Annotated in this window: 29 protein-coding genes; 1 reads left to right on the top strand and 28 read right to left on the bottom strand. The window is 37.3% G+C overall.

Features of this window, described 5'->3' with window-relative positions:
- Positions 1 to 55: 55 nt before the first annotated feature.
- The 9 genes from KJS44_RS06085 to KJS44_RS06045 form a co-directional block, all read right to left on the bottom strand.
- The gene (locus KJS44_RS06085) at positions 56 to 541 is read right to left on the bottom strand and encodes a metallophosphoesterase family protein (protein WP_008688843.1); all 486 of its coding nucleotides are present in this window, start codon (positions 539 to 541) and stop codon (positions 56 to 58) included.
- A gap of 157 nt (positions 542 to 698) precedes the next feature.
- Positions 699 to 1667 carry a GerMN domain-containing protein gene (locus KJS44_RS06080; protein ID WP_008688846.1) on the bottom strand — a complete coding sequence of 323 codons (969 nt, stop codon included), beginning with the start codon at positions 1665 to 1667 and terminating at the stop codon, positions 699 to 701.
- Positions 1668 to 1948: 281 nt separating this feature from the next.
- Positions 1949 to 2761, bottom strand: a complete 813-nt coding sequence (locus KJS44_RS06075; RefSeq protein WP_008688848.1) for a hypothetical protein — start codon at positions 2759 to 2761, stop codon at positions 1949 to 1951.
- A gap of 305 nt (positions 2762 to 3066) precedes the next feature.
- Positions 3067 to 4134: a M15 family metallopeptidase gene (locus tag KJS44_RS06070; RefSeq protein WP_008688851.1), complete on the bottom strand. Its 1068-nt coding sequence runs from the start codon at positions 4132 to 4134 to the stop codon at positions 3067 to 3069.
- A gap of 126 nt (positions 4135 to 4260) precedes the next feature.
- A complete protein-coding gene (locus tag KJS44_RS06065; protein ID WP_008688853.1) occupies positions 4261 to 4752 on the bottom strand; it encodes a hypothetical protein in 492 nt (163 codons plus the stop codon).
- A 232-nt stretch (positions 4753 to 4984) separates the two neighbouring features.
- Positions 4985 to 5233, bottom strand: a complete 249-nt coding sequence (locus tag KJS44_RS06060; RefSeq protein WP_008688854.1) for a helix-turn-helix domain-containing protein — start codon at positions 5231 to 5233, stop codon at positions 4985 to 4987.
- The gene (uvrC, locus tag KJS44_RS06055) at positions 5226 to 7007 is read right to left on the bottom strand and encodes an excinuclease ABC subunit UvrC (RefSeq protein WP_008688856.1); all 1782 of its coding nucleotides are present in this window, start codon (positions 7005 to 7007) and stop codon (positions 5226 to 5228) included. Before uvrC ends, KJS44_RS06060 begins: the two co-directional genes overlap by 8 nt.
- A gap of 4 nt (positions 7008 to 7011) precedes the next feature.
- Complete coding sequence (locus KJS44_RS06050) at positions 7012 to 9339, bottom strand: endonuclease MutS2 (protein WP_008688859.1); 2328 nt, start codon at positions 9337 to 9339, stop codon at positions 7012 to 7014.
- Positions 9336 to 9995 carry a CvpA family protein gene (locus KJS44_RS06045; RefSeq protein WP_008688861.1) on the bottom strand — a complete coding sequence of 220 codons (660 nt, stop codon included), beginning with the start codon at positions 9993 to 9995 and terminating at the stop codon, positions 9336 to 9338. Before KJS44_RS06045 ends, KJS44_RS06050 begins: the two co-directional genes overlap by 4 nt.
- Positions 9996 to 10288: 293 nt before the next feature.
- Here KJS44_RS06045 and rnhC point away from each other — a divergent pair, with 293 nt between their 5' ends.
- Positions 10289 to 11182, top strand: a complete 894-nt coding sequence (rnhC, locus tag KJS44_RS06040) for a ribonuclease HIII (protein WP_008688863.1) — start codon at positions 10289 to 10291, stop codon at positions 11180 to 11182.
- A 183-nt stretch (positions 11183 to 11365) separates the two neighbouring features.
- Here the strand turns inward: rnhC and KJS44_RS06035 are convergent, their stop codons facing one another.
- The 19 genes from KJS44_RS06035 to KJS44_RS05945 form a co-directional block, all read right to left on the bottom strand.
- Complete coding sequence (locus KJS44_RS06035; protein ID WP_008688865.1) at positions 11366 to 11521, bottom strand: hypothetical protein; 156 nt, start codon at positions 11519 to 11521, stop codon at positions 11366 to 11368.
- A gap of 228 nt (positions 11522 to 11749) precedes the next feature.
- Entirely contained in the window at positions 11750 to 12235 is a 486-nt protein-coding gene (locus tag KJS44_RS06030) for a deoxycytidylate deaminase (RefSeq protein WP_008688867.1), read from the bottom strand.
- A gap of 5 nt (positions 12236 to 12240) precedes the next feature.
- Positions 12241 to 13485 (bottom strand): rhomboid family intramembrane serine protease, encoded by a 1245-nt coding sequence (locus tag KJS44_RS06025; protein WP_008688869.1) that lies wholly within the window; start codon positions 13483 to 13485, stop codon positions 12241 to 12243.
- 4 nt (positions 13486 to 13489) lie between these two features.
- Positions 13490 to 14407 carry an RluA family pseudouridine synthase gene (locus KJS44_RS06020; protein ID WP_008688870.1) on the bottom strand — a complete coding sequence of 306 codons (918 nt, stop codon included), beginning with the start codon at positions 14405 to 14407 and terminating at the stop codon, positions 13490 to 13492.
- On the bottom strand, positions 14395 to 14874 hold the full coding sequence (gene lspA, locus KJS44_RS06015; protein WP_008688872.1) for a signal peptidase II: 480 nt from the start codon (positions 14872 to 14874) through the stop codon (positions 14395 to 14397). Before lspA ends, KJS44_RS06020 begins: the two co-directional genes overlap by 13 nt.
- A gap of 421 nt (positions 14875 to 15295) precedes the next feature.
- Positions 15296 to 16051: a hypothetical protein gene (locus tag KJS44_RS06010; protein WP_008688874.1), complete on the bottom strand. Its 756-nt coding sequence runs from the start codon at positions 16049 to 16051 to the stop codon at positions 15296 to 15298.
- Between the two features lie 63 nt (positions 16052 to 16114).
- A complete protein-coding gene (locus KJS44_RS06005) occupies positions 16115 to 16498 on the bottom strand; it encodes a DUF2812 domain-containing protein (protein ID WP_008688875.1) in 384 nt (127 codons plus the stop codon).
- Positions 16495 to 16824 (bottom strand): PadR family transcriptional regulator, encoded by a 330-nt coding sequence (locus KJS44_RS06000; RefSeq protein WP_008688877.1) that lies wholly within the window; start codon positions 16822 to 16824, stop codon positions 16495 to 16497. The genes KJS44_RS06005 and KJS44_RS06000 overlap by 4 nt, the downstream gene beginning before the upstream one ends.
- Positions 16825 to 16916: 92 nt before the next feature.
- Positions 16917 to 17480 (bottom strand): GNAT family N-acetyltransferase, encoded by a 564-nt coding sequence (locus KJS44_RS05995; RefSeq protein ID WP_026006710.1) that lies wholly within the window; start codon positions 17478 to 17480, stop codon positions 16917 to 16919.
- A gap of 101 nt (positions 17481 to 17581) precedes the next feature.
- Positions 17582 to 18043, bottom strand: a complete 462-nt coding sequence (locus KJS44_RS05990; RefSeq protein WP_008688879.1) for a hypothetical protein — start codon at positions 18041 to 18043, stop codon at positions 17582 to 17584.
- A gap of 4 nt (positions 18044 to 18047) precedes the next feature.
- Positions 18048 to 19043, bottom strand: coding sequence for a DUF1700 domain-containing protein (locus KJS44_RS05985; RefSeq protein WP_008688880.1), 996 nt, complete (start codon positions 19041 to 19043; stop codon positions 18048 to 18050).
- Positions 19030 to 19359, bottom strand: coding sequence for a PadR family transcriptional regulator (locus KJS44_RS05980; protein ID WP_008979005.1), 330 nt, complete (start codon positions 19357 to 19359; stop codon positions 19030 to 19032). The genes KJS44_RS05985 and KJS44_RS05980 overlap by 14 nt, the downstream gene beginning before the upstream one ends.
- Positions 19360 to 19576: 217 nt before the next feature.
- Positions 19577 to 20293, bottom strand: a complete 717-nt coding sequence (locus tag KJS44_RS05975) for a C39 family peptidase (protein ID WP_008688882.1) — start codon at positions 20291 to 20293, stop codon at positions 19577 to 19579.
- 265 nt (positions 20294 to 20558) lie between these two features.
- On the bottom strand, positions 20559 to 21074 hold the full coding sequence (locus KJS44_RS05970; protein ID WP_008688883.1) for a dCTP deaminase/dUTPase family protein: 516 nt from the start codon (positions 21072 to 21074) through the stop codon (positions 20559 to 20561).
- Positions 21075 to 21387: 313 nt separating this feature from the next.
- Positions 21388 to 23235, bottom strand: coding sequence for an ABC transporter ATP-binding protein (locus KJS44_RS05965; RefSeq protein ID WP_008688884.1), 1848 nt, complete (start codon positions 23233 to 23235; stop codon positions 21388 to 21390).
- Positions 23204 to 25015, bottom strand: a complete 1812-nt coding sequence (locus KJS44_RS05960) for an ABC transporter ATP-binding protein (RefSeq protein ID WP_017144631.1) — start codon at positions 25013 to 25015, stop codon at positions 23204 to 23206. The genes KJS44_RS05965 and KJS44_RS05960 overlap by 32 nt, the downstream gene beginning before the upstream one ends.
- 64 nt (positions 25016 to 25079) lie before the next feature.
- Positions 25080 to 25346, bottom strand: coding sequence for a TIGR03905 family TSCPD domain-containing protein (locus KJS44_RS05955; RefSeq protein ID WP_008688889.1), 267 nt, complete (start codon positions 25344 to 25346; stop codon positions 25080 to 25082).
- A 17-nt stretch (positions 25347 to 25363) separates the two neighbouring features.
- Positions 25364 to 25858: a Gx transporter family protein gene (locus KJS44_RS05950; protein ID WP_017144630.1), complete on the bottom strand. Its 495-nt coding sequence runs from the start codon at positions 25856 to 25858 to the stop codon at positions 25364 to 25366.
- The gene (locus KJS44_RS05945; RefSeq protein ID WP_008688891.1) at positions 25858 to 26238 is read right to left on the bottom strand and encodes a NusG domain II-containing protein; all 381 of its coding nucleotides are present in this window, start codon (positions 26236 to 26238) and stop codon (positions 25858 to 25860) included. Before KJS44_RS05945 ends, KJS44_RS05950 begins: the two co-directional genes overlap by 1 nt.
- Positions 26239 to 26404: the final 166 nt, after the last annotated feature.

Raw genomic sequence — 26404 nt, 5'->3', positions numbered from 1 at the left:
TACCCTAATACCTTTCCTTTGCATTCCGCACAAAAACCGTATCTATGTACGGTCCTTACCAGAAAAACTTGCTTTTCTTCTGTGGGAGAAAAATGAATTCCACATCAACCTGTTCCTCTTGCAGTGTCAATATTGCATAGGATGGCCCTCTGCCATCACGGCTTCTCCATAAAGAACCGGGATTGATCAGACGTATCCCATGAACGACATCATCTGCAGCAACATGCGTGTGTCCGTAGCAAACGATATCACAGTCTTTTGCTTTTGCCGTATCTGCCATTTGTTCCAATCGTTTAATATAAGAAAAATGATGACCATGTGTCATATAGATACGATGACTGCCAGCCGTTATTACACGTTCATCTGGATAATCATAATAAATATCGTTATTCCCCTGTACGACGATATAAGACGGATAGTTTTCCGCATAATCCTCAATATCACCACAATGTAGGTAGGCATCCGCATCCGGATGTTTTTCAACGATCTGTTCCAGAATTCCCTGTTTTCCATGACTGTCGCTTACTACGATAATTTTCATCTTAACCACCTGTTATTAGTATAGCATAAACATGATATTCATGCTATATTTTCTTATGTTTGTTGTCAATACATAACAATTGATTCCTTACCTATATCCAAATGAAAACCAGTCCTGATGGGAAAAAACTGGCTTTTAGCGATTATCCTAATATTTATTAAAAAGCTATTTCATTATAAGATAGATCATATACCGAAACAGCACTTTCCTGCTGTTGTGGCATCACACTGACACCATCTACTTTTACCTGTACTTTATCGACTCCACTTAAAGCGCTTAATGATAAAATCAAAGAATCATACAAATCTTCCTTTACACTTTTATCTGAAGAAAGTAAATTTTTATTGATATCCACGATCAAAGTACCATTAGAAAATTGAAAATTATTTATTTTAACATCGTCCTGATATAGTGGTTGTGATAATTCGCTGCTTGCACTCACATCGCTGATAACTTGTAAAACCCCTTCTTTAATGCTGTCACTTGCATGCATCACACGTTTACTGCGCGGTATCAAAAATTGCTGGCCTTCAATTTTCTTTGCGCAATATACCGTAACACTATCCGAAGTATGCAACGCACTGGTGGCTGTTTCAAAATGATTAATACCGATACCGCGATTCAATACATCGGGAATCGGTGTCTGCGCATTTGGCATACTAGATAATTTTACGCCATTCAATTGTATTTCCAGTTGTTCTACATCATGAAACTGGGTGGCTCCCCACGTTAGCGATTCCAGTACACGTAGTTCATCTTCTTTCTGATAGTTTTTTAAACTATCATCAAAATCCATAACGGCCTTGCCATTAGCAATCATCACCTTTTTCACCGTACACTCTTTAGTAAATAAAGGTAAAAAACCTTTAATATTTTGCTTACCGCTCATATAGGATACCATCAGCTGTAATTTGTCTTCTTCATTCATCTCTTCACTTACAGGAATGCTTAAAGGTACCAGACTATGATCATGATCTTTTAGATACACTTGCATATGTGTACTTTCATCTTGTACAGATAACACTGTTTGTGTATCTTCCGTTCTTGGAAAATAGCGGATTGACAGGTAACTGATCATCGCTATCGCTCCAAATAAAAAAGCCAGCGGTTTCTTATACTTCGGCATTTGATCACCTCTGCTATATTCTATGTATTGCCTTTTTATATAAGAACTGCTTATAGAACTTTCATAAAAAGAATCCAATAAGAAACTATGTAGTAAATCGTCTAAAGATAGATCGATCACCCATAGTTTCTTGCTCTTTTAATGAACTTATTCCCTAATTTGAAAACAACGTATAATATAAAAGTTTATTGAGCAGCAACATGAACTACGCATTGCGAAATTCTCCCAATATTTGTAATATAATTAAAGTCTAATTCTTCTTTATCATGAAATCATACTACTTAGGATACTTTCTTTCTTTTGACAATTATAACAATTTCAAGAACAGCCAGTACAAGTAAACACACGGTTCCCAGAATCATAAATTTATACCAATTACTGAATATGGAAGACTCCGACATTTGATCACTGACAACTACCCTTTCCTCTTTATCTAGTAACTGTGCTATTTGATCAGTATTGGCAGATTTAATATAAACATAATAATCTTTGATATGTGTGTCTTGAATGACGTTTACTTTCTTTTTTAGCATGTCAAACGTACGCATCGTTATATAATCACCACTCGGTATCGTAGATTTTTGTGGAACAAATTTAGGAAGTTTGTTTCTATCTAAAATGGCTTTACCTTCTATTGGAAATGATTCAAATTCAGCCTTATCTTTGTCTATAAGAAATTTCAAATTGAGATTTCCAGATTCCTCATCATCATAACGATATAAAACAGAATCCTTAGGATTATTAATACCATAATAATTAAAAAATGAATCATCCGCTATCTGTATTGAATATGGTGAAACGTTATTCTTCCCATATGTTTTATAAGCAGTAAAATCAGGTATAGCTATTGTGAAAATTTCTGCTTGTATATTATGTGTTTTTAAAATTTCCGCAAGTTCCTCTTTTTTATTTTCGATAGCTTTCATTTCCTTTTTCTCATTATCAAGTTCATAAGAAACAATAACGAAATCTCCGCTTTTAATTTCCAATTGTATCTTATCAATCTTTAGAAAACTAACAATCATACCTGCAACAATAATCACCATACCTATCATAGGAAACAGCTTGATTAAATTCCCCTTTTTTTTCATCATGATATTTACCTACCTTTTACAACTTTACTATATCAAATTCTTATCCAACATTCAATTGAAGAAAGGCCAGCTAAGGAATAACTATGCATATTCGTGTACTTAGCATACATAAATCTCATAAAAAGCGCACCTTCATTCAATATCCAATGAACGAAGGTGCACTTCCATCTGGTGTATTCTTATCCTAAAGGCTTAATCTTATCTATTATAGCCTCTTATATATGATTGATTTTTTCATAGATACAATTTTGCCTTTTGCCCTTGATGACTTATGAGAAATTTAAAAGATGTCGTAATGATATCTTTTAAGAAACATCATCAGCATTTACTTCTTCTAACACCTTATTATTATCATGCATATACTTTGCTAAATCTTTTCCTACATAACGTAATGTATATGGCTGGTATTTCTTCTTGGTCACATCATCAGCCTGTTTAGGATAACGAACGATAAAACCATATTTATAAGCATTATCCTTTAACCAAATCGCCTGTTCTTGTTCTTCTTCACTCGGTGCTTTCGTTGTCTTTGTATCTTTTGAAGAAGTATTTTTGTCTTTATCTTTTTTATTCGTCTTCGCTTTTTCTTTTGGCTTTAATTGAATCGTATATCCTAATTGGTATTCATTACGACCTGGATAATCCCAATAAGAAAACACCTCGTCCTTGTATTTTGTCAAAGCCTTATCATATAAAGGAAATTGATCTTCATACGATAAATATCCGGCAACGATTTCCATATCCCCAAAGGTTTTTTGATTAATTTCTTTAGCGGCTTTGGCTAATTCATGAAGTGGTTTTACAACTTCTTTGCGAATTGTAACATCATTGCTATTCGTGATAGAATCATGAGGTAAATCATTAATCGAAACCAAATCATTAGGTTCATAGATATATAATGTTTCTTTATCGCCTATTGTTGTTAAGATATCTTTAGGATCCGCAATCAATTTTGCATCATCCTCAAAACCATCCCCTTCATCAAAGAAACGAGTCAGCACATTATAAGAATAATTGCTTAACATATCCTTTAACGTTCCATATTCCATTTGCTGGCGATATTTGTTAATAAAAGAAACGACGTATGACTTACTTTCTTTCCGTGTATGGTAAGCTGTATCATACCATAACGTATTTGTTAATTCAAAGCCTTCTGTTGTTATGTAAGGAAGAAATTCTTTTGGTTCAATTTTTTGCGTTACTAAGTAATTAATTTCCTCTGTATCAAAATGTTCCAACACTAAGTTACGTTGCTCATCTGTTAATTCATATGGATATCTTGCCAATTCATCATAATGTTCATTCATCTTCCACAGACAAAAAACAAATAAAACGATAAGAGAAAGGACAAATATAGTTCTTTTTACTTTCATAGGCTACACCTCGTTTTCTATTATACCATGACTTTGCAATGAAACACATGTAAATTCCTTACGAAATCATGTCTGCAAATAGCTTTTCATCATTCCCCATAGTAGACGTTTCCATATTATAATCATTTACAACAATGTTTGGAAATGAAGTTTTAAGAAAACACGTCCATTATGATACCACAAACAGCTGCCAATGATTTCCCAATGGAAAAGAATAGGTTCTAATTGCCAGTAGGCTACATCATAAATGAGCGCACGCAAATTTAGATGACGCCAATATAAAGTATTCGTGATATTTTCACAGCGATAATACGTAGATGGAGTCTTTTCAGCAGTAGTATATGCAAGTCGAAACTGCCATAAGTCTTTTACCATGGATTGTTCTTCTAACCATGTGATCATAGGAGCATATTTCTGTAAATACGTATGTAGTTGTATAGCTATTTCATCCTTTGTTAACAGCTGCTGGCATTGATGCTGTTTGACTTTTTCATAATTTTTTAAGATCATGTTGCGAAAATACAAATAAACCTGTCGTGTTCGTTGTACCTCATGACATATATAACGGTATTGCATCGCATTGACATGCAATGGGTATGTGATAATTCTTTCAGCCATAACATCACTTCCCTTCACTGATGTATACGATATGACAAGGGTAAATCATGAAAAGCGAAAGATATTTCATAGTCCATTATAAAAAATTAAACCATTTTACATTTTTATTATTCTAGCAAACATGTGCAGCGTCTTTTTATGTAACTTGCTCTTATACCATGCCTGTTACCTTATTGGTAATGAAGAAAAGGCAGATTCCATATGTGTCATCATCTGCCTTTTGCAAGCATATCTACAGCTGCAATTCACCTAATTTCAGCAGCTCCACAACCGCCTGTGCACGTCCCTTTACGCCAAGTTTTAACATGACGTTGGAAATATGATTGCGCACTGTCTTGTCTGAAATTCCCATACGTTTGGCAATTTCTCTTGTACTGTAGTTCGCGATAAGAAGTTCAAATACTTCTTTCTCTCTTGGAGTCAGTATATTTTGCGTAAGCAGCCCCCCTATACATTTCCTACCTATCTTTATGTTATGCATCACTTTCAATTTGGTCTGTGCTATGCAAAATATTAAAGATATTTTGTGCTACCTTTCGCGGGACAACCTGCGCAATCTCATCTACATCAGCTTCTTTTAAACGCTTTAAAGATTTAAAATGTTTCCAAATTTCTTTTTTTCGTACTTCTCCGATACCTTCTACTTCATCTAAAATTGATTTCGTCATCGCTTTTCCTCGTAATTTGCGATGATAACTGATTGCAAAGCGGTGAACTTCATCCTGCATTTGTGTCAATAAGAAAAACAAAGAACTGTCACGTTCTACCGGAAGAATTTCACCTTCCGCATTCATCAAATTTGCTGTTCTGTGATTGTCATTTTTTACCAGACCGCACAACGTAACAGGCACATCTAATGCTTCGATAATTTCTTTTGCCGCCTCTATCTGTAAATAGCCTCCATCGACAATCAATAAATCCGGAAAACGTCCTTTTTCTTTTAATAAACGAAAATAACGACGATACACAACTTCCTTCATTGAGTCCAAATCAGATACATATTCGCCTAAACGATAGGTGCGATAATCCTGTCGTGATGGTTCTCCATCTTTAAAGACTACCATGCCGCTAACATTAAATGCACCCGATATATGTGAGTTATCGAATAATTCAATGCGATGAATATCTTGATGTAATAATTGACATAATTGCTGCATCGCCTCTTCACGTCGGCTTTCTTTTCGTTCAACTAATTCAAATTTCTGTTGATGCGCGTTTTTAGCATTTGCCAAAACCATTTCCACCAGTTTCAGTTTATCACCACGTAGCGGCTGTAAGATTTTTGCTTCGCTTAATATTTCTTGTAAGTGTTCTATTTCATATTCCTTTGGTAACAGTATTTCCTGAGGCAATGGATTCTTTGTATAATACTGCAGGATAAAAGAAATAAAGGCATCCTGGGGCTGTTCATATAATGGTTGTATTGATAATTCACGTTCTAAGAGTTTCCCTCCACGCACAAAGAATCCTTGAATGGAAATATACCCTTTATCGACATAATACCCAAACACATCTCGATCCTTATGATCTTTAAAATCAATCTGCTGTTTCGCTGTCACATGCTCAATGGCATGAATCAGATTTAATTTTTCTTGCGCCTTTTCAAATGCCAGTTCTTCACTTGCCTGCTGCATGTCGGCTTTTAACTGTGTCAGGATTTCTTTAACATCACCCTTTAAAAATTTACGGATTCCATTTGCCATATCGGCATACACCTTTTCATCTATCGCTTGTTCACATGGTGCCAGACATTGTCCCATATGATAATAAAGACAGGCTTTCTTAGGCAGATGGCGACATTTCCGTAAGGGGTATAATTGATTTAACAGTTTCATTGTTTCCCAAGCCGCACCACTATCAGGAAAAGGGCCAAAGTATTCAGCTTTGCGGTCTTTGGTATTTCGCACGACACGCAAAATCGGTGCCTTTTCCTTGGTCAATTTAATATAAGGATAGGTCTTATCATCCATAAACATGATGTTGTAAGGCGGAGTGTGTTTCTTAATCAGATTAATTTCCAATAACAATGCTTCTTTTTCACTACCGGTGACAATATATTCAAAATCATCAATATTGGCTACCAATCTAGTCGTCTTAAAATCGTGCGCACCGACAAAATACTGTCGTACACGATTTTTCAGCTTTTTTGCTTTACCGACATAGATAATATCCCCATCTATATTTTTCATCAGATAACAGCCGGGCAGTGCTGGCAGAATGGCCAGTTTATCTTGTATCTTTGCCATATTTGCCATTTCGTTACTTTCCTTTCTGTTTCAATTTTACAACTGTTGCACCTAAGCCGCCTTCCCCTTGGCCGCCCATCGTATAGCTTTCCACTTGAGGATTATGTTTCAGATAATCATGCACGCCCTTACGCAGCTTTCCTGTTCCCATACCATGAATGATGCGCACCTGATATACCTTAGCCAATAACGCATTATCTAAATATTTATCGATGATTGGTATTGCCTCTGCTACACGCATACCAATGACATTACATTCCATAGAGAAAGATGTGATACTGCTTTTTGTATAGCCCTTCGTTTTCTTTTTAACGATCTTACGTTTTTCATGTGTGATGTCCTTCGTGGTCGTATTCATTTTCATACCATTTGCTAATACACACACTTTATCTTTATTCATGGAGATGATCTCACCATAATAATTTAACTTTTTCAACTTAACATAATCGCCGACGGCAAAGACTTCATCACTTTCTTCCACTAATTCTTCATCGTCTATTTGCAGCTTACGCATAGCGGATTTCAGTTCTGTAATCTCATGTGGCTTGGCGTTTGCTTTCATTTGTTTCAATTCTTCTAATAACAGCTCAGCTTCTTCCTGTACTTCATCCAATTTCTTTTTAGCATCCGCTTTCACCTGCTCCAACAACTGTTCTTTTTCCTTTTCAAACTTACTTTTTTGCGTAGCTAATGTTTCTTGTAACAAACGTACATCTTGTAGCCGTTGTTCCATTTTTTGTTTCTTTTCCTCAACTTCCATCGTAAGCTGTTCCAGCTTTTCCATTGCAATATCATTTACACTGGCTTGTTCATCCTTGCGACGTTTGGCATCTGCAATGATACGCTTACTTAAGCCATAACGTTCTGCGATAGCAAAAGCGTTAGATTGACCGCTGATACCTTCGATATAACGATATGTCGGACGTAATGCTTCCATATCAAACTCCACACTGGATACCAGCATATCTTCCTTACCGGCTGCATAGCTCTTTAAAGCAGAATAATGTGTTGTGGCGATGATGGTGGCTCTGCGTCTGGATAGTTCTTCTAAAATAGCTACGGCTAATGGCTCTCCTTCTTTGGGGTCTGTGCCATTGCCTAATTCATCTAGTAACACTAAAGAATTCGCATCTGCTTTATGACATATAGCCGCTAATTGTGATATATGAGAAGAGAATGTTGATAGTGATTCCGCAATAGATTGATCATCGCCAATATTCACATATACCCCATTGAAAACAGGTATGATGGCCTCTTGTGCACTTACGGCCATTCCACACATTGTCATAACTACAAATAAACCAATGGTTTTTAAGGTGACAGTCTTTCCTCCGGTATTACTACCGGTGATCAATAAACTGCGATATGGTTCTTTGATCTCATACGTGTTGGCTACTACATATTGTTCATCGATGAGCGGATGTTTTGCCTGCTTTAAATATAAATGGTGATGCTGATTGTCCAATTGAGCGATACAGCCATTTTTTTCTTTTGCCCATAAGGCCTTAGAAAAAATGACATCCAATAGGGCAAAGGTTTCTAAGTTACCTTCTAATGCATGGGCAACCGTTTTAACCTTCTGACTCAAGGCAAAGAGAATACGAGCAATTTCTTCTTGTTCCCGACTTTTTAAACTAGCCAAACGATTATTTAATATTAATAGTGATTTCGGCTCTATATATGCCGTTTGCCCAGATGCACTTTCTCCATGTATAAAGCCATCTACACTGTTTTTCTCACTTATCTTAACCAACACACAAATACGATCATTGCGCATGGTTGTGATGGTATCCATCAATTGTGTGCTATGAGAGGCAATAAAGCGTTGTGCTTCTTTACTAATTTCTCCTTCACACATGCGAATGGATTTTCGGATACTTTTTAATTCACCACTTGCTTGATCCATGACCTCACAGCTACTGGAAATACATGTCTCAATGGCATTAGCTACAGGCATAGGCTGGTCAAATGAAGCAATCAATTCTTTTAAGCGCGGTGTTTCTACCTCACTCGCTTTAAAATACGAAACGACATGTTCTACCGCCCGAATACTGTCCGCAATTTGGCGTAATTCTAAGCATGAAAGGGTTCGGTTTCGTCGGGCATTTTCGATAGCATTTCCTATATCGTGTACCCCCTGAAAAGGAAGATTTCCATAACGGTATACTAAAGTTAATGCTTCTTGTGTTCTTGTTAATTCTCGCCTTACCCACAGCTCTTCAAAACGTGGGGAAAGCTGTCGAATTTTTTGTTTTCCCAGGGAAAAGGAACAATGACGTATGATTTGTTCCTTGACCGCATCTAATTCTAATTCTTCATAACGCTCTTTCATATGTTTCATCGTAATGCCCCTAAGATGGCATCTACACTCTCCTTATCTAACTCTATATCCAGCAGCCATTGTTTAAGTTGCTGTTTTTCATCTTCCTTCAAAGGTTTTATGGATTCTGTTTGTTCATGGAATACCGGCACTTGCAATAACGGTTTTTCAACGAGTTTCCATATTGCCGTACACACTGGCTGACAATACTGTAACACAGATTCTTGCACATAACGTTTTCCTTCATGCACGAACGGAAATGTTAAAAACAAGGCGCACACACTAACTAACAAGATTCCCTGCACACCACCTAATATCAATCCACACCATCTGTTTAGTGTTGATACAACAGGAATCATGTCAGCAAGCTTTGCAATTGGCTTTAACAACAATAAGATGACTTCAAATACCGCGAATAAAATGGCGAATAGTAACAAACGATTCATCGAATCATAGAAAACACCTTCTACTATCGTCCCTTGTAACGGTATTTGATCTTTCGGATATAATGCCAATATGCTAGAGACCGGATCACTTGCCATCCATGCCAGCCAGCCTACAACGAAAAAGCCGAGGATACTGATCAATTTCCATAAAAAGCCTTGTTTATAACCACTGTATAGAAACAATAGCATGACTATGACGACAACAACGTTAATAATCATGATCTCATACATTGACATCCATCCTTTCCGTTGTATTATTTTACCACATTTGCATCGAAAATGCTTAAGAAAACCTCAAGGATAAGGGCATATATTCTAGGATATGACACAAATTGTTGTTCATGCCTGGTAATTATCTGCAATTCAGATGAGTAAACCATCAAAATATCGTTTGTTTAGAAAAGTAAGAAAAATCTTTTTTCTTTGTATGCTATTCTTTATGAAACAGATTTGTTAAAACTTCTGCTTTTCTTCATAATTGCTCCATGGTAAAATAAAGAATACTATGAGAAGGAGTGATTTTCATGAGTACTAGGACCATTACGATGTCAGATGCACAAATAAAGGCTTTAGCGAAACAATTAGAAAAAGGTGAAAAACGTAAGACTCCTCCTTATGCCCAATTTCAGATAAAAACAAGTGACTGTATCATTACGGCATATACATCAGGAAAAGTCGAGTTTCAAGGAGAGGGTGCTGACTTTTATGCAGATGCATACGATAAAAAGTCCTCGCAACCATCCGATCAACCACAAAATCCCCATACCGAATGGTATCCGCAGTGTGGCAGTGATGAAGTCGGTACCGGAGATTATTTTGGACCTATCACGGTTTGTGCAACCTATGTAAAAAAAGAGGATGTTCCTTTTTTACGTGAGCTTGGCATACAGGATTCCAAAGCCGTTACGGATGAACGTATTCGTGAATTAGGCCCTATCTTATGTGAACGTTTAACCTATAGTCTTTTAGTATTAGATAACGCCAAATATAATGCTATCCATCCCCAATACAATATGGTAGCTATTAAATCAAGACTGCATAATCAAGCATATGTACACTTACGAAGAAAACTAGGCAGTCTTCCTTCCTTATGCATCATTGATCAATTTGTACAGGCGAAATCTTATTATCGTTATTTACACGATGTAGAGGAAGTGGTGCATACTATCCATTTTGAAACAAAGGCCGAAAATAAGTATCTCAGTGTTGCTGCCGGTTCCATCATTGCCCGTTACGCTTTTTTACAGGCATTTGATGCTATGTGTCAACATTATGAATTTCCCTTTGTCAAAGGAGCTGGAAGTAAAGTGGATCAGGCAATACGTGCTTTTGTAAAACAATATGGAAAAGCAGAATTGGCAAATGTCGGGAAACTTCATTTTGCGAATACCAAAAAAGCGTTCCCTGATTATTTATAAAGTTTTGCTAGGAACCTCCTACACTGGATAAACCAGTGAAGGAGGTTCTTTTCTGTTATCCGCCTAAAAGCTTTTTCACACCAATCCTACGCAATAAAACAGCCGATGTCTTCTAACGACAATATCTTCCATAATCTTTCCACGAGCCAGAAAAAAACTACAGCGTTAACTGTAGTGTAGTGATTAGAAATGCCAAATATGGGCAGCGATAAGGAATGCCACTAAAAGGATTGCAAGCACAATACGACCAATATTATAACTTTTCGCATACTTGTAAAGGTCATAGCGTTTGCCTTCTTCTTCCAGAGCCTTCACTTGTTTTCTTACGGATGCTTTCATAAGAAGACTCCTTTCTAAGAGAATTGCTCATTCCCTTTCTTCACCTTTATCATATGCTATCTTATACCATCTGTCAATGCATTTGTATCAAATTAATAATATTTATAAGAATAATAAGAAATCCATTCTCCTTCCCTATGGGCATACGGATTCATTTCTAAAGATACTGTTATTTTCCTATTCTTTTAAAAAAAAACGTGACTTATCATCACGTTTCTTTAAATACCTTTATTCGTTTTCCTCTTTTTGCACCTGCATCTGTATACGATATGGCAACTGATATAATTCCACTCCAGCAGCTCGCAACATCCGTTTGCTGGCAATGGTCGCATCGGTATCCGCATATTTATCGGATTCATAAACAATGCGGCTGATTCCGCTTTGAATGATTGCTTTTGCACATTCATTACATGGGAATAAAGATACATAAATGCTACAGCCACGCAAATCATTTTTACTATTCAGAATAGCGTTTAATTCCGCATGAACGACATAAGGATACTTAGTAGCACCAAAGTCTCCTTCCCGATCCCAGGGAAATTCATCATCACTACATCCATTAGGAAAGCCATTATAACCAATGCTTACAACGCGATGTTCGCCGCTGACAATCACAGCGCCAACTTGTGTGCTGGGATCTTTGCTACGCATAGCACTCAAATGTGCCAAACCCATAAAATACTCATCCCAACTTAATACGTCCATTCTTTTCATAACCATTACTCCAATCTATATTGTTTATTATAACACGACTTTAAATACCGTGCATAGCCATCCATAGGTGTATGTGTAAAGATTTGAATAATTTCTTGGTCCATCTCCGGCTGCAATGGTGTTACCGTTTGAATGGAAAGCCCTAGCACACATAAACTCACAAATAATAAAGAGGTAGCTGCTTTCGCATGTGTGCGTAATTTTGGCCATTTTTTATTTTTAACAAAAGACATTGTTATGACCATACCAAACACCATCCCCCCCAGATTTCCTAAAAAGGACATGCCCGGCAGTAACCAGACAAATATATCGAACAGCAGAACCTTCAAAACCATATAACGTATCATTGGCAAATGATAGCTGCCATTCCCGAAAACACTTGCAATATAAGCCCCACTAATGCCCCAGATACCTGAACTGATGCCATAAGCGATAGCATTGCCATTGCCAATCAACATACAGACATAACCAGTGAAAATAGAACCGATCAATACCGCGAGATATTGTCCTTTAGTAAACAATGGTTCACACAGTTTTCCTATTTGATATAACGCATACATGGAAAATAACAAAACAATGATATCTGCATGTAAAAAGCCAGCGCTTAATAAACGCCAATATTCATGTGCCGCGACCACATTCATCTTATAATACGCACCCGCGGCAATCCATGAAGCGATACTGCCCTTTGTAGCCATACTGATGATATAATTAACAAGCGCATATAGCACACAAAAAGCCATGACCGTAATCGTGATATCCGGACGCAAGGAACGCTTGACTTTCGCAATGAACTTTTTTTGTTGAAGAATTTGGGTTTCTTCTATTGAACGTGCCAACCGCGCCATTTCTTCTTTAGGATCTTCTACATCGTGCACGACCTCTGCCAGATTGCGAAACGTTTGTAAGATCATAATATCACTGACACTATGAGGGCCAACACGAATCTGTTTTATAAAAGGATTATCCAATAAGAAACAATCCGGACATGTATTCAATAAAAGAAGATGTCCTTCGCGATGAATCATATCTAATATCTTACGATGTACATTACGCAGATAGGCAATATTTTCATCTACTTTTTCCATACGCTGTGAGCTGATGCGAATCACTGGATACTGTTCCTGTTTTGGATTAGCCAGCCACAGATCTTCTTTATACTGATCCACGCGCACAACTTGATATTGATATGCCGTAATCAGATAATGCATGATCTGATAAGCATAAATATCATATTTGGAAATCTCCATATCCTCACCTCTGTTGACTGCGCAGTTCTTCTAAAATGTCCGCGAACTGTTTAGGAAGTTCTGCTTCAACTGTTATTTTCTCATTCGTTGTAGGATGAACAAAGGTCAATTGATGGGCATGTAATAGCTGTCCTTGTGTTTGCATAGTTTTACGATATGAGTATTTCTCATCACCGACAACCGGATGCTTAATGTATTGCATGTGGACACGTATTTGATGTGTTCTACCTGTTTCTAATCGGCATTCCACAAGTGTATAGTGGGCAAAACGCTCTATGACCTTAAAATGGGTACGAGCATCCTTGGCATTGGTGGCCGTTACTGCCATTTTCTGGCGATCCTTCACATCTCTTCCAATCGGTGCATCAATCGTACCAAAATCATGTTCAATAACGCCATGAACAAGCGCATAATACAGACGATTTACCGTTTTATTTTGAAGCTGCTTACTTAAAGCTGTATGTGCTTTATCATTTTTGGCGACAATCAATAGCCCTGTTGTATCCTTATCGATACGATGGACAATACCGGGGCGCAAGACACCATTTATACCGGATAAATCTTTACAATGATACAGCAATCCATTGACTAATGTTCCCGTCTGATTGCCTACTGCCGGATGAACGACCATACCTTTTGGCTTATTGATGACAATTACATCATGGTCTTCATAACGAATATCCAAATCCATCTGTTCAGGTTTCGCTTCCATTTCTATCTCATCACAAAATACTGCCGTTATATGATCTTTAGGTTTTATTTTGTAATTTGCCTTACAAGCATTACCATTCACACAGACAATGCCCTCTTGCAACAGCTGCTGAACACGACTACGTGATAAATCATCTTCCTTTTCACTAATATATTTATCAATGCGTTGAAAAGCCTCTTCTTCTGTTACGATTACATCTATTTCTCGCATTTTTTCACACCTCCAAAACGCTCCTCTAAAAAGACAGATACCAGAATCAAAAAGACTCCGACGCACAATGCGATATCGGCCACATTAAATACAGGAAAATCATATCCTAAGATTACAAAGTCTAAGAAATCACGTACATGCTGGAAACATAGGCGGTCAATAAAATTCCCAAGAGTACCTGCCATCATTAAGACTAATCCATACTTTGTTAACGCATCCTTTTTCTCCGCACAATAATAGAAATATCCCATCACAATGAGAGCAATGACTGTCACAATCATGAAAAATCCCATTTTCCCTTCAAACATGCTCCAAGCTGCCCCCGTATTATGCAAATACGTAATACGGAAAAATCCCGGAATCAACGTTATACTATCTCCTATCTGCATATTTATATCAAGTAGCCATTTGCTAAGCTGATCTAACAATACGACACTTACAAACAGCAAAATATGTTTCACTTTCATCTTTTTCACCCTTCTTGCTTATTCAAGCGCAATCGAAATTATTATACCAAGATTTACGCAGTCATACAAATAGTTAACTTGTTTTTCTTACATTTTTTATGTAAAACAATATAAAAAGCGAATATGCAGCATGTAAATAAGGAACATGAAAAAGAATATTCGTGCTTTTAATATGAATAACTTGAAAAAAGCTGCCTGTCAGCAGCTTTTATGATACTTTTTACAAAAGAATGGTAAATCGGTAATTAGGAAAGTTTATAAATAAGGAGGATGAACTGACACGTTCATTCGTTAGGAAATCTTTTATAAAAAGCATTTCGCAGATTTAGTATTAAATCTTGTCTATACTATAACATGATGTTACATACTTTTCAAGTATTATTTACATTATTTTGCATTTTATTTCTGAAACAAATTTACATTAACCACTTTTCTTTACAGCTTCCGCAAACAATGCTTGCACAAATTCATTTGATAGTTCTTTTTGTTCTTCACTATACGTATAAACGATGAAATCACCTTTTACATAAATTGCAGTATCTGCATTCTTATATATTTGCATATCCCCTAGCTGTTCTTTCTGCAAATGTGGTGCATCTGCACCTAATTGATCTAAAATATCTTTACGAACATCTTCTTTCCATAAACTATGCTCAAGCAGATACAAACGAGTCAGCCATGTTTTCTCTTGTGCCATAAAACTACTTTCTTTTTGCGAAAAAATAATGGAATTATCTGTCAATGTCATACCTGGCTCATATTGATATCCCTGCTCTACCATATACTCTTTCACCATCGTGTTCATTGCCTCTAAGGTTGTGTTCGCACGTGCTTTATAATAAGCAGAGATAAGATTGCTGCCCATTAACACACAAGTGAGAATAAGAGCAAACAATGCCGCAAATATGCGTGACAAACGTTTTCCAGAAGCTTCCCATAGCGATTTTAATAAAAGCAGTAAGCTTAATAAAATAAGTATGCTGCAAAAGACAACTATTGGTAAAAAAAGAAGCAACGTACAAAAGAAAGCACATGTACATAAGATTACAAAATAGGATCGCAGCTGTATGCTCCACAAGGTAAAGGACGTTTTTTTAAACATTCGCCATTGAATAAAAGGATAACTTACACTCAACCAGATCATGCCAATTAATATCTGTGTAAAACCGACGCTCATTAAACTAATCCTGTATACAACATGATCATAATACTGAAAAACACTTAGCAAGCCGATGATGATCTAAAGCAAACCAACTATAAGATTTCCCCAATTCAGCCATCTTCCTGCTTTGTTCAATTGTTGATATGTTATTTCATCATCACCACGGATTGGTATTTCCATATCCTCATCACTGCCAAAAACACTCAACAAACTGTTTCCGGCAACATACGCATAGCCATATTCTTCAATCATATCGTGAAACTGCGCATTCTTGCTTGCATCACGGCTCATATTAAAGTCAACATAATATGTATGCTTGGGCTGTTTTTTCTTAGTGAAGATAAAAATATAGCCAAATATGGAATCTAATGCCCAACCTTTTTTTGCCATCTGGCGTAAGTAGGTTTCTAATACCTTATATTCACAAATATTGAAATACAAAAAAGCATAGCGAGTTTTCATAAGGAATCTCCTTTCTGCAACTTTAAACCAATTTCTCCTTCTTTTAGCATTGTCTCTAGACGCTGATGTTCTTCCATCAGCATCACTTTTCCTTTCTCGGTAATCTGATAAATACGTTTACGCCCTTCCAGCATGACTTCATCAATCAGCTCTTCACTTTCAAACTTTGATAAAATAGCATACAGTGTACCGGGAACTAAACGGACACGCCCTTGTGTTAAATCTCTTACAAATTCTGTGATTTCAATACCGCATTTTGGTGTCATTAACGCAATCAGTGTATAATACATCGGTTCCGTTAATGTATCCAACTGTTTCTTCGGCATGTTCTCACCTCCAATATCGTTTAACGATATTCCCTTCATTTTTAGTATAATATCGTTAAACGATATTGTCAGCCAAAAAAAAGCAGAACGTCTCATGTTCTGCTCTTGCATTCTGCTTGATATAATCTTAGATATTCCTGTTTTAAGATGCGCATCATGATAAAATCATGATATTTGAAATCATAATAATAGCTTTCTTCATAGATGCCTTCCTGTTGAAAACCAACCCGTTTATAAAATTGTAAGGCTTCTGTGTTGAAATCAACGACACCGATTGCCAAACGATGCAAATGAAGATAGCCAAAGGCATATGCAAACATCAATTCCACAACTTGCTTTCCATAGCCTTTATGTTGCTGGGCAGCATAGGGAAGGATGATAGAAAAATCACTGCAACCATTATCCGGATCCATCCGCAAAAAGCCGGTTTCTCCAATCACTTCATCGCTATCTTTTTTCACCACGCTAAACCAGATACTGTCACTTCGCTGCTTGTTTAAACTTTGCTGTATTTGCAACAAGCTTTTACTGCGTTTTTCTCCGATCTTCCCACGCGTAAGTGCATCGTTATTCCAAGTATAAAAGAAAGCTGCATCTTCCTCTTGCTGAGGTCGTAGGTAAATATCTTTATGTTCAAGAAATTTTGTCATGTTCATAGGTCCTTTCTTCATTTCTTTTTATGTTACCTATGATCGTACAGTGCTCCTCATCTCAATACCTCCTCGTCTTTTTTTTATTTCATACGCTATGAACATTTTTAATTCTGGTAAAATTGCAAATGTTTCCGTGTCGCTTCATTGCATGTGATGCGAATTGCAAAGCAAGCATCAAAACTGTAAATTTCATGCTTTTTCAAACCATCAATGACCTTTTGAAAAGTTTCCCATCCCTCATGAAAGGATGTAATATGCGCATGATCGGCATAGCTGAAATACAAAGAAGTTCGTTCATTGCGAAATGCAATCGTTTCTGCATAATTCAGTTGGATGACGTTGTCTTTTACCGTATCATCAATATGAATATCATAAGACATACCATCGTCAAAATACAGTTTTACATCTTCCTTGCCAATGGTGATTTCATCACTCAATGAATTTTGTTCAATTTCCTCGCTACTTGCATCAACAAAACGAAAATCACGTAATTCAAAGATTAACGTAGTGACACCCGCAGCTAATAATGTCATCCCAATGATAAAGGATACTAGAAAACGTTTCATTTCATTACCCCCTTTTCCATAATACACGATACATGGCAGTAAGGAAGGCACTTACTAAAATAATACCACCGATAACGATGAAGTAAGCGCCAAACAAGGTCAGTCCTTCTAAACTTAAGATGACCATTGCGCCAAGGGCACAACATAATCCCACCATGATACCGATGACTGGTATCATCATCAAACAGAAGAAAATTTTCATAAGCACAGAAACCAGACTGCCAACGCCTTCACCTATACTATCACTTTCCCGATGAACGGATTGATATTGATCTTGTTCAAATTCAGCTTGTTCTTTGTCCTCTTGTTTCTGATAAGGATGTTCTTGATACTGTTCTTTCTGATAACTAGCATCTTTTGTTTCATCATAGATGGTGTCTTGGGCATGTGAGCGATTCATTTTATGCACACTATCTTTAAAATCATCAAAGACTGATTTACTATTAGGATTTTTTTGACGGTAACGTTGTACACGTTTGCCAATCAGATTAACGAAAACAACAATAAACAGTACAATATAAGCAATACTGATGATCAATTCCCAAATATGTGCTAATACATTACCTATTCCAAAGCCGATCAATGAATGTAAGAGTTCATAACCTAAACTTGATACCAACGCAAACGGAATACGTAAAATAAGCAATAAAATTAAAATCGTTAATATTTCAAAAACCAAACGCACAACATCTTCAACATCTAAGGATGTAAATGATCCTAAGAAACGTTGGAAGCCTTCAAACAAATCATCCATAAAGCTGTTAAACTTATGATCAAAACTGTTATTCACTTGTTTGGTATTGATTTTATAAGCATCCAGAATTTCATTCACCAATTCATCAATATCCCCAAAATCTTCAATTGCCTCAGCTTCCGTTTTCCCTTCCTGTACCTTCATTTCAATATGCGTGCGATATTCATCTATGATATCTCTGCGTTCGCGTTCATTAATGACCTGTAGTTTACGGTCTAAAATGCGAAGAAACTCATCTTTCGTCATACGTTTCACTCTCCTTAATAAAGTTATTCACGGTTTCATGGAAGGCATTCCACTCTTTAAGCAATAATCTTCCACGTTCTTTTCCTAAGCTTGTGATGCGATAATATTTGCGCGGAGGTCCTTCGCTCGATTCTACCAGATATGTTTCAAAGTAATGTTCATTGGTCAAACGTTTTAACAAAGGATAGATTGTTCCTTCATTAACATCTATTACCTTGCTGACCTCAGATACCAATTCATAGCCATACATGTCTTTTTTATAAACCGACAATAAGACGATCAGTTCCAATACCCCTTTCTTAAACTGGGTGTTCACTGGCATCACCTCCTACTATTATGATATACCTACTACTTGGTATTGTCAAATACTAAATTTAATTTAATACTAAGTATTACCTATAAGTAAAGAACTATGACAATAGTGAGTACACATATTTAAAAAGAAAAAAAGGAAGTAAGAAATCATTGATGGATGATTTTAAACTTCCTATTTGTCTGTGATTGAGTAAAATCGTTACAATTTTCTAAGAACTTTACTTTTTACTAAAATACCAGCATGCTTCTATTTGATCATCAAAAGTTTCAAAATCCCAAAGGACATTGCTGCGAATGATGCTGTTAGGATCCTTTACTTTGATTTTTCCTTTTTCAATACCGCTTAACACAATGTAATGCCCATTTGTTGTGAACACACCTTTGCCCATACTACAGATAATAGGATATCCTTGTTTTAAACGTAAATAAATACTACCTTTATCCGTACCCATAACATGTGCCTTCACTCCAAAAGCACTACCGCCTTCACTAATCAAATCCCAACTACTGCCAATGCCATTCACATAATAATGATGTTTTTTAGCATACTGAGCATCCGTATACGGCGTGATATCCGTTCTATTCGTTAAACCTGCTATCACCATCGTTAAAGCAGTAGGTCCACAACCGGTAGCTCCTAAAAAAGCATCTCCATACTGACCATATCCCCAACGTTTATCCCACTGTAATAAAAGTGGTATTTCCCCTTTTGTTACTTGACCAATCGTATCCGATATCACTTTATCCTTTTGCTGGGGATAATTGGCGACAAAGCCAAGTGTTTCAAAATTCACATACAACATTTGAAATAAAATTGCAGGATATGTCTGCGGATGCTCAATAATGGGAGCCAGTCGCTGATCTAGCATGGCATATAGTTCTAATTTGGCTTTTACCTTGTCTTCCAATTTATATGCTTTAGGAAAATGGGCCATAGGATACGCTGCTCGCTCTTTTTTATCTGTAGTGGATGGTATATGTGTACTACATCCGATACAAAGGATGCATAAAAAAGTGATGAAAGCTATCTACATGAGGTTTCTCATACTGTACTGCCTTTCTGCTTCTTATGTAAAAATAATATTGCGTTATTTGCCTAAAATAATTTTACCTTTTTTCATCTTGTAATACAAGTCTAGCCTTTTTTATACCTAAACTACCAAATTCAATAAAAAAACAACAGATATGCTTACCTGCTGCTTATTGTGTATTGGTACTACCAAAGCCTCCATTACGTTTTGCTGCGACCTCATCATCCTCTGTAATACCAAATGGCAAGAAGATTCCCTGTAAAAATCCTTCTCCTTGTTTCATATACAAGGTTTTATCTTCCTTAGCATCATTGGTTATTTTCGCGAAAATATGTCCTTCATTATCTGAATAAAAATAATCGCTATCTACGATACCAACGGTATTGTTTAATTGCAGACGATATTTAAACCCCAGCGAACTTCTTGGATATAAAGATAAAACCCATCCTTCCTGCATTTCAGCACGTATTCCTGTTGGAATCTTAATCGTTTCCCTAGGATGTAGGGTGAAACTGATAGGAGCATAAAAATCATAGCCGGCAGAACCTGCTGTTGCTCGTTGTGGCAGCCTTAACGTGTCATAGATATTCTGAATTTCAACACTGTTACTGCCAGCAAAGGTGTCTTTCCAGTCCTTTTCAAATTGTTGAAAGCTTACTTTATGAAATTTCGCAATTCTTTGCATAGTCCTCTCACCTCATATTTTTACGTCTTAAATTATAACATACCTTGCGCTTGCTGTCAGTCAAAAAAGCATTCTAGCGCCTTGTTTGATAACGCAAAATGATACAATTTTATGATACTATATGATTCAAAAATTCAAAATAATCATTTGCTTCCTCATGGATATTGGCTTCTTTTGTAGCTTTCACCGCAATCCATGTGCTTTCATAATCAAGGATAATGAGAGGCAAGCGCTATCTTTAAATCCTTTGATCGTTATAATACTTCACGCAAAAAAGTCGTTTCTGCTACAAAACAGCAACGACTTTTATATTTTAGGTAGCCAAGCCATCCTCTCTATGAAGCAATACACGCTCTTTCTCTTCTTGGTATTGAACAGTATATAGTTTATGATAGTGCCCTCGCAGTGCCATCAATTCCGCATGGGTGCCCTGCTCAATAATGCGACCATGGGACAAGACAACAATGATGTCCGCATGCACAATGGTCGATAAACGATGGGCAACAACAAAACTGGTGCGCTTTTCTAATAGCTTTGTAATCGCATGTTGGATAGCTTTTTCACTTTCTGTGTCAATAGAACTAGTGGCTTCATCAAGAATAACAATACTTGGATTAGCCAAAATAGCTCTGGCAAAACTAATCAATTGCTTTTGTCCGGTCGATAATAAATCGCCGCCTTCCCCCACCTGACTTTCATAGCCTTTTTCCATCTTCATGATAAATTCATGGGCATGGATTTGTTTTGCAACAGCAATCACTTCGGCATCGCTTGCTTCCGGTCGGCCATAGCGAATATTATCGGCAATCGTTCCTGAGAATAAATTCGGTGTCTGCAGCACATATCCGATATGAGAATGCAGCCAGCCAACGCTGCGGTCGCGATAATCATGACCATCAATAGCAATATAGCCTTCTTTCGGTTCATAAAAACGACAAAGCAAATTCACAATCGTACTTTTCCCCGAACCGGTTTCCCCGACAAGGGCTACCATCTGCCCTTGTTTTACCTCTAAATTAAAGTCCTTTAAGATGGGCTCATTTGGAAGATAAGCAAAACTCACATGATGAAAAGCTACATCTCCTAACAATGGTTCATACGCTTCTTTATGCTCATCCAACAACGTTCCATAAATCTTTCTGACGCTTTCTTTATCCTGTATCGCAATTGGTTCTTCTAACAAGGCAACGACACGTTCCGCACTGGCTTGTGCCATTTGAATTTCTGCCAAGACTCTGGCAATTTGTTTCAACGGATCAAAAAATAATTGAGCATAATTGATAAACATCGCTAAGGTACCAAACTGAATCGTATGCAATAAAACTTGCTGTCCACCGATATAAAGCAGCATAGCGATCACTAAAGCACTGCATAAATATACGACAGGTTGAAAGATAGCATTGATACGCAAGGCAGACATGCTGTAACGTTTCATATCCGCTGTCTTTGTTTGAAATTCGCGAAAGTTCTGTTCTTCAATTGCCAAGGTCTTCGTTGTCTGCGCACCGTTAATGCCTTCGGCAAAAGCGGCTGTTATCTTGGAATTCGCTTTTCTAGACAATCGCTGTGCCTTTAATATCCTTCTTTGAAAATATAGTGATATTAGCCATAATAGCGGCACCATGATCAATACCGCTAAGGCCATTTGCCAATTCACGATCAGCATGACGATACTAATACCAATCATCACAAAAATGCCCCATACCACATCGACAAAAGCCCAAGCTAACGTTTCAGCCAAACGGGCCGTATCGGAAGTAATTCTTGCCATCAGCCAGCCATTGGCTGTTTTATCAAAATAAGAAAAGGTTTGGTTTTGCAGCTTTTCAAAACAAAGCAGGCGCAACTGCTTTCCATAATCACTTTCAACTCTTGCCGCAAATCGAAAGAAGAGATAAACTAACAGACATTGCAGGATGATCATGGCGGCATAGATTGCTATAAAATTGCCTAAACCTGCGGCACTATGTGCATCATCGACATACGTATTGATGGCATGACGATTTAACATGGGCATGATGACATCGCTGATAGCCAAGGCGATATTAAATAGGATTAAGAAAACTAAATGTTTTTTATGCTTCCATAAGAGCTGAAACACATATTTCCATGTATGCGCATCAAACACATCACTTTTGAATTCTTGTTCTTTCATCTCCATCGCTTTCACCTCCTTCATTTTGCAATTCATAAATACGTTTATAAAGACCTTCTTGTTGGATGAGTTGGGCATGCGTTCCCTGCTGTGTGATTTGACCATCCTCCAACACAATGATGAAATCTGCTTTTTTTGCAGAAGAAATACGATGGGTAATCATCAGCATAGTGAGTTCCTGCTGATAATCATCCAGAGCTTCTTGAATCATGCGATCGGTTTGTGTATCCAAAGCAGAAAGCGAATCATCGAGGATGATGATGGGACTTTTTGCCAACAAGCAGCGGGCAATGGCAACACGTTGTTTCTGTCCCCCGGATAAGGTAACACCTTTTTCCCCTACCATGGTTTCATAGCCTTCATCAAACTGTTCGATATCCTTATGGATACTTGCCATACTGGCAGCCTTATGCACATCACTGTGGCTTGCTTTTTCTGATGCCACATGAATATTTTCATAGATTGTTTTGGAAAACAAGAATGGCTCCTGTAAAACAATCTGAACATGACGACGCAGCCAGTTCTTAGAAATTTCCCTTAATTCCACACCATCAATGCGAATGCTTCCTTCATGGTATGCATAGATACCACTTAATAGCTGCACCAAGGAAGATTTACCGCTTCCCGTAGGTCCCATGATGGCAACCCGACTGCCTTTTGGTATTGTAAAACTGATATCCTTTAAGGTATCCTGCGCGCCATCTGCATAGCGAAAGCTTACATGCTCAAATTGAATGTTACCATGAATTTCGGGCGTATAACCACTGACAAGATCTTCACATGGCTCCTCCAATACTTCCTGCACACGTTTCACAGAAACACTCACCTTACCTAAATCAGATAAGATACGTCCAAGCTGTCGAAGTGGCCAAACAATGGTAGATTCATACATTAAAAAGACAAAGAACGTACCGGTCGTGATTTCTCCTTGCAAAGCCATGAAGATACCTCCAGCAATCATCAAAAGGATCTGCAGCTGTCCTAACAAATCGGTACTGCTCCAAAATAATGCAAGTGCATGCATCAAATCAAAATATTTTTTGGCGAATGCTTCATTGCTGGATGAAAATTTAGCAATCTCTCGTTTTTCCTGATGAAATGCTTTTACAACACGAACACCATTGAGATTTTCCTGCAATACTGTCGTCATTGTACTTTCCGCCAAATCACACTCTAAAAAGATCTTCTTAGCTTTTGAAAAGAAGATATAACTGGCTAACAGAATAAAAGGAATTAAACAAATCGACAATAAGGTTAGTTTTACACTGCGGCGAAATAAGATCAACGCAGCAATGGTCGCATTTAAAATAGCAAACAACATCTCGGATAGCTGGGTCGCAAAAAAGCGGCGAATGGTTTCAATATCAGAAGTGCTGCGCTGTATCAAGTCACCGCTGTCACGGCTTTTATGATAGGCAAAAGGCAGTTTTTGCAAATGATCATACATGGCGTTACGAATATTTAAAGCCAGTGTTTCTGCCACGTTGCCACTATGCAAACTGCGTCGATTGATGGCAAGCGCAACGATGATGTAAGCTGCCACGATCATACAAGACCAAATCCATAAATTATCCTGCAACACCTGCATACCCCCAAAAGCATCAACTAGATTTTGCAGAAACGCATTGTCAAATGGTACTCCCTGAATCACATTATCTACTACAAAGGATATTAACAAAGGTGCTAGCAACATACACAATGCATACAATGCCACATCCACTACCAATAACAATAGTTGATAACGATAAGGACGCATATACGTCCATAAAAATTTTATAGTTTTCATTTTCTCACCCCTTCGTGTACAAAAAAACAGGCGTCATGTGCCTGTCATGGTTAAAGGTTTCTTGTTAAATATCCATATTGTGCTGCTTTGCATATGCCTGCAAAGCCGTCGCAATCTGATCTGGACATGAGGTCGCCTTCATGCCACAGCGCACTCCATGGAAAGCCTCCATAACTTCACTGATCTTTTTATCTTTCAAAATGCGGGAAATTCCCAGTAAATTGCCGGCACAGCCACCAACGATCTTAACGTCACGAATAATATCGCCATCCATGGTAAATGTCATTTGCTGTGAGCATACTCCCTTTGGTCTATATACAAATGTTTCCATCTTTATGTCCTCCTTTTTTACCTTTGTAATCGTATTAACACTTGATTAGCAAGCAATGCCATACATAAGCCGGTTGGTATACCAAGCAAAATTAAGACAGGCAGAATGGCCTGCATAAAAAATTGCTGATATATATACGTAATCGCGATGACTTGTCCAATAGCATGAAAACTACTGCCGGCGACACTGACACCATAAATGCTCATCGGTGTATACCGCTTTGCGATAATGCATGCAACACAGCTTAATAACGTTCCACACAGGGACAACCAAAAACCTGTCCCAAATAGCACACCTCGCAATAAAGATGCCAATAAAACACGCATCAGATTTACTTCCAACATGACTTTTTCATCAAACAAGTACAAGGCTATCAAACCAACGATATTCGCTAAGCCCAGCTTAAAACCTGGAATAGGAACAGGAATGGGTATCATCGATTCAATCATGTGAAATAAGATGCTGATAGCAATCAACATGGTAATAGTCGTCATTTTCTTAGTTTTGCTCATCATTGAATCACCGTATCTATGTCTGCTTCCTCATCAGATGCAGAACGTATCTCTACAACAATATTATTCGGCAGACAGACGATTGGACGATTAACGTCATCCACCCATCCTTGGATAGAACAAAGATGATAAGGGGATGTTTCTTTTTCCACCCGCACTTTTTCATCCTTTACTTCTACCTTTACAGGTCCTAATGTACCTTTTACTTCATATACATGATCTAATGACAAACGTTTTTGTAATACCACTTTATCTTTATAACTGACGACGACTTCTTTCACGCTGCCTTGATTCTGATAGGCATACCATAACGAAGGGACATACAACAAGCATGAAATTACTACGATGAGTCCAATAAATATCTTATCTGCTTTGTTCATAAATTCCTCCATTATTTTATATTATACTCATAAGATTTCACATTTGCAATCGCTTTTTGTACAGCTGTTTATGATTATCATCGTATAGATTGCCCTTAATAGACTGTACCATTCTAAATAACGCTTAAAAATGATGCAGAATATGCAGGTAGAACATGGATAAAAA

Source organism: Longicatena caecimuris (assembly GCF_018406465.1).
In the GTDB taxonomy this organism is placed as follows: domain Bacteria; phylum Bacillota_I; class Bacilli_A; order Erysipelotrichales; family Erysipelotrichaceae; genus Longicatena; species Longicatena caecimuris.
This window is presented reverse-complemented; position numbering and strand designations above follow the sequence as displayed.

Bases quoted from the DNA above. Each gene is read 5' to 3' on its own strand.
- KJS44_RS06085 (WP_008688843.1), bottom strand. From the start codon at position 541: ATGAAAATTATCGTAGTAAGCGACAGTCATGGAAAACAGGGAATTCTG.
- KJS44_RS06080 (WP_008688846.1), bottom strand. From the start codon at position 1,667: ATGCCGAAGTATAAGAAACCGCTGGCTTTTTTATTTGGAGCGATAGCG.
- KJS44_RS06075 (WP_008688848.1), bottom strand. From the start codon at position 2,761: ATGATGAAAAAAAAGGGGAATTTAATCAAGCTGTTTCCTATGATAGGT.
- KJS44_RS06070 (WP_008688851.1), bottom strand. From the start codon at position 4,134: ATGAAAGTAAAAAGAACTATATTTGTCCTTTCTCTTATCGTTTTATTT.
- KJS44_RS06065 (WP_008688853.1), bottom strand. From the start codon at position 4,752: ATGGCTGAAAGAATTATCACATACCCATTGCATGTCAATGCGATGCAA.
- KJS44_RS06060 (WP_008688854.1), bottom strand. From the start codon at position 5,233: ATGCATAACATAAAGATAGGTAGGAAATGTATAGGGGGGCTGCTTACG.
- uvrC (WP_008688856.1), bottom strand. From the start codon at position 7,007: ATGGCAAATATGGCAAAGATACAAGATAAACTGGCCATTCTGCCAGCA.
- KJS44_RS06050 (WP_008688859.1), bottom strand. From the start codon at position 9,339: ATGAAACATATGAAAGAGCGTTATGAAGAATTAGAATTAGATGCGGTC.
- KJS44_RS06045 (WP_008688861.1), bottom strand. From the start codon at position 9,995: ATGTATGAGATCATGATTATTAACGTTGTTGTCGTCATAGTCATGCTA.
- rnhC (WP_008688863.1), top strand. From the start codon at position 10,289: ATGAGTACTAGGACCATTACGATGTCAGATGCACAAATAAAGGCTTTA.
- KJS44_RS06035 (WP_008688865.1), bottom strand. From the start codon at position 11,521: ATGAAAGCATCCGTAAGAAAACAAGTGAAGGCTCTGGAAGAAGAAGGC.
- KJS44_RS06030 (WP_008688867.1), bottom strand. From the start codon at position 12,235: ATGAAAAGAATGGACGTATTAAGTTGGGATGAGTATTTTATGGGTTTG.
- KJS44_RS06025 (WP_008688869.1), bottom strand. From the start codon at position 13,485: ATGGAGATTTCCAAATATGATATTTATGCTTATCAGATCATGCATTAT.
- KJS44_RS06020 (WP_008688870.1), bottom strand. From the start codon at position 14,407: ATGCGAGAAATAGATGTAATCGTAACAGAAGAAGAGGCTTTTCAACGC.
- lspA (WP_008688872.1), bottom strand. From the start codon at position 14,874: ATGAAAGTGAAACATATTTTGCTGTTTGTAAGTGTCGTATTGTTAGAT.
- KJS44_RS06010 (WP_008688874.1), bottom strand. From the start codon at position 16,051: ATGAGCGTCGGTTTTACACAGATATTAATTGGCATGATCTGGTTGAGT.
- KJS44_RS06005 (WP_008688875.1), bottom strand. From the start codon at position 16,498: ATGAAAACTCGCTATGCTTTTTTGTATTTCAATATTTGTGAATATAAG.
- KJS44_RS06000 (WP_008688877.1), bottom strand. From the start codon at position 16,824: ATGCCGAAGAAACAGTTGGATACATTAACGGAACCGATGTATTATACA.
- KJS44_RS05995 (WP_026006710.1), bottom strand. From the start codon at position 17,480: ATGAACATGACAAAATTTCTTGAACATAAAGATATTTACCTACGACCT.
- KJS44_RS05990 (WP_008688879.1), bottom strand. From the start codon at position 18,043: ATGAAACGTTTTCTAGTATCCTTTATCATTGGGATGACATTATTAGCT.
- KJS44_RS05985 (WP_008688880.1), bottom strand. From the start codon at position 19,043: ATGACGAAAGATGAGTTTCTTCGCATTTTAGACCGTAAACTACAGGTC.
- KJS44_RS05975 (WP_008688882.1), bottom strand. From the start codon at position 20,293: ATGGCCCATTTTCCTAAAGCATATAAATTGGAAGACAAGGTAAAAGCC.
- KJS44_RS05970 (WP_008688883.1), bottom strand. From the start codon at position 21,074: ATGCAAAGAATTGCGAAATTTCATAAAGTAAGCTTTCAACAATTTGAA.
- KJS44_RS05965 (WP_008688884.1), bottom strand. From the start codon at position 23,235: ATGGAGATGAAAGAACAAGAATTCAAAAGTGATGTGTTTGATGCGCAT.
- KJS44_RS05960 (WP_017144631.1), bottom strand. From the start codon at position 25,015: ATGAAAACTATAAAATTTTTATGGACGTATATGCGTCCTTATCGTTAT.
- KJS44_RS05955 (WP_008688889.1), bottom strand. From the start codon at position 25,346: ATGGAAACATTTGTATATAGACCAAAGGGAGTATGCTCACAGCAAATG.
- KJS44_RS05950 (WP_017144630.1), bottom strand. From the start codon at position 25,858: ATGAGCAAAACTAAGAAAATGACGACTATTACCATGTTGATTGCTATC.
- KJS44_RS05945 (WP_008688891.1), bottom strand. From the start codon at position 26,238: ATGAACAAAGCAGATAAGATATTTATTGGACTCATCGTAGTAATTTCA.